Source organism: Xenorhabdus sp. KK7.4, from assembly GCF_963876465.1.
Taxonomy (GTDB): domain Bacteria; phylum Pseudomonadota; class Gammaproteobacteria; order Enterobacterales; family Enterobacteriaceae; genus Xenorhabdus; species Xenorhabdus stockiae.
Map to the genome: position 1 here is coordinate 1 of NZ_CAWNQF010000107.1, position 2642 is coordinate 2642.

The 2642-nt window shown below is 47.8% G+C and carries 3 protein-coding genes and 1 pseudogene; all 4 read left to right on the plus strand.

Annotation, left to right across the window (positions count from 1 at the left end):
• Positions 1-114: pseudogene (locus AACS90_RS23370) on the plus strand (phage gp6-like head-tail connector protein); the annotation flags it as partial.
• Positions 114-539 (plus strand): HNH endonuclease signature motif containing protein, encoded by a 426-nt coding sequence (locus AACS90_RS23375; RefSeq protein ID WP_099123505.1) that lies wholly within the window; start codon positions 114-116, stop codon positions 537-539. The pseudogene AACS90_RS23370 and the gene AACS90_RS23375, both read left to right, overlap by 1 nt.
• Before the next feature lie 118 nt (positions 540-657).
• Positions 658-1011 (plus strand): phage terminase small subunit P27 family, encoded by a 354-nt coding sequence (locus tag AACS90_RS23380; protein WP_099123506.1) that lies wholly within the window; start codon positions 658-660, stop codon positions 1009-1011.
• The coding region (locus tag AACS90_RS23385; RefSeq protein WP_099123507.1) for a terminase large subunit at positions 1008-2642 on the plus strand (1635 nt) is incomplete at its 3' end. The genes AACS90_RS23380 and AACS90_RS23385, both read left to right, overlap by 4 nt.

Here is a 2642-nt window from a genome sequence, read left to right on the forward strand (position 1 = left end):
TATATCGGCTTGCTGTATGAGAATCGGGAAATGGCAACCGATGTTGAGCTAAAAGAAGTGCTTTTTACCATCAAATCATTGTGGTCTGTCTATCGTGATGTGGGGATCTACTGATGCCGTGGCAACCATTAAGGCGTTGTAGTTATCCGAGTTGTACGCAACGAGTAACGTCCGGTCGCTGTGAGAAACATCGGCGGGAACAGAACAGGCAGCGCGGCACCCGTACCGAACGTGGCTACAATAACCGATGGCGCAAATACAGATTGATGTATCTCAAAACGCATCCCTTATGTGTGCATTGCCTCAAGCAGAACAGTTACACACCCGCCACCATTGTAGATCACATTATCCCAATCAATAGTGATAGTGATGTGCTGTTTTGGCCTATATCCAATCATCAAGCACTATGCCATGCCTGCCACAACCGTAAGACGGTACAGACAGACCCCATCACCAAAGCCAAGCGCAAACAAGGTGCTTATCGGGAGCAGGAAGCAGAAGCGGCACGATTATTTATCACAAGAATAATAACTAAATGAAATAACGGGGTGGGGGTATCAAAAATGACAAACACCCCTCTGAGCGGAACCGCCCCCTCCTTCAATTTTTACGCCCGGCAATTTTTTTGAAAATAAATCACAAGGAACAGAGAACATTATGGCAAGAGCACCGAAACCGCCTACTTATTTAAATGAGATTGCTGCCAGTCAATGGAAAGCCAAAGGCAAAATCTTAAACGAGCGGGAAGACCTGAACGCCGCCGACTGGAACAACTTAGAACTGTATTGCGTCAACTATGCCATTTACCGAAAAGCCGTGGCAGACCTAGATATCCGGGGCTTTAGTATCGTCAACAGTCAGGGCAGTGAAAGCCGTAACCCATCATTGAGCGCCAAAGCGGACGCTGAAAAAATTATGATAAAAATGTCGGCGTTGCTGGGTTTTGACCCCGTATCACGGCGTAAGAATCCGGTAGAAACGGAAGAAGAGGACGAGCTAGACCGCTTATGAACGCATGGGAGCAGTATGCTTTTGATATCGAAAATGGCACAATTCCGGCCTGTAAACGGGTAAAACAGGCGGTGAAACGCTATTTTAACGACCTGAATAACCCACATTATGTGTTTGATTCGGAGGTGGTGACGCGGTTTATTGCCTTTTCCCGTTACTGTCCGCACGTCAAAGGCCACTTGCGCGGTAAACCGATTATATTAGAGCCGTGGCAGCAGTTCGCTTTTGCTAACCTGTTTGGCTTCAAGATCAAAGCAACCGGACGCCGAAAATATCGCAGTGCTTATATTCAGGTGCCGCGCAAAAATGCAAAGTCTACCGTTGCCGCGATACTGGCAAATTGGTTTCTCGTGATGGAGTCAGGTCAGCAGGATATCTACACCGCCGCCGTGAGCCGGGATCAGGCGCGTATTGTATTCGATGATACCCGCCAGATGTGCCTATTATCCAAACCACTCAAGAAACGGGTAACTGTCCAACAGCATAAAGTCACTTATGCCAAGAGCAACAGTCTGCTAAAACCATTGGCAGCCAAAGCCGCTACGATTGAGGGTACAAACCCCAGTCTGGCAATTGTCGATGAATATCATTTGCACCCGGATAACGCTGTCTACTCTGCACTTGAACTGGGCATGGGCGCACGTCCCGAAGGTATTCTGTTTGCCATTACCACGGCGGGTAGTAACGTAATATCCGCCTGTAAACAACATTATGATTATTGCTGTCAGATATTGGATGGTGAGGAACAGAACGAATCCCTGTTTGCCCTGATTTACGAGCTGGACGATGAGCACGAGATTGATGATGAAGCTCTTTGGATAAAGGCCAATCCCAATCTGAATATCTCCGTGGACAGTACCGCTTTGCATGACACTATCCAGAAAGCGCGGGGCATTCCCTCACAATGGACGGAAATGTTAACTAAACGCTTTAATATCTGGTGTCAGGGCGAAACTCCATGGATGGGTGAAGGAGCATGGAAAGCCTGCCAGATGGAGTATAACGAAAGCGACCTGAAAGGGCTGGAGTGTTACGCGGGATTGGATTTATCCTCAACAGGCGATATCACCAGTATCTGCTATACCTTTCCCGTGGATAACGAACTGTTATTACTGACCCGCCATTACTTGCCCGAAGCTCAGCTACAGAGTCCCGCCAATAAGAATCGGGCAATCTACCGTCAATGGGTACAAATGGGCTGGATACGCACCACGCAAGGCGATTGCATTGATTATGATCGTATCCGTGATGATATTCTCAAAGACAGCCAGCATTTTAATATCAAGCTGGTGGGCTTTGATACATGGAATGCCACCCACCTACGCACGCAATTACAGGGCGCGGGGCTGGATGTTGAGCCATTCCCGCAAACCTATATGCGCTTTAGCCCCGTGGCGAAATCGGCAGAGGTGTTTGTTAACCGCAAAATCATTAGTCACAACGGCGATCCGGTGCTGGCATGGGCAATGTCTAATGTGGTGATGGAAACGGATGCTAACGCCAATATCAAACCGAACAAAAAGAAATCAGCGAATAAGATAGACCCTTCGATTGCGTTCCTGATGAGTTTTGGCACATGGCAGGTGGAACATGAAGACTTTGCGTTTAACTTGAGTGAAGAACAGCAGAAG

What these genes read in the sequence shown, in the direction of transcription:
- AACS90_RS23375 (WP_099123505.1), top strand. Translation starts at nt 114, where the DNA reads ATGCCGTGGCAACCATTAAGGCGTTGTAGTTATCCGAGTTGTACGCAA.
- AACS90_RS23380 (WP_099123506.1), top strand. Translation starts at nt 658, where the DNA reads ATGGCAAGAGCACCGAAACCGCCTACTTATTTAAATGAGATTGCTGCC.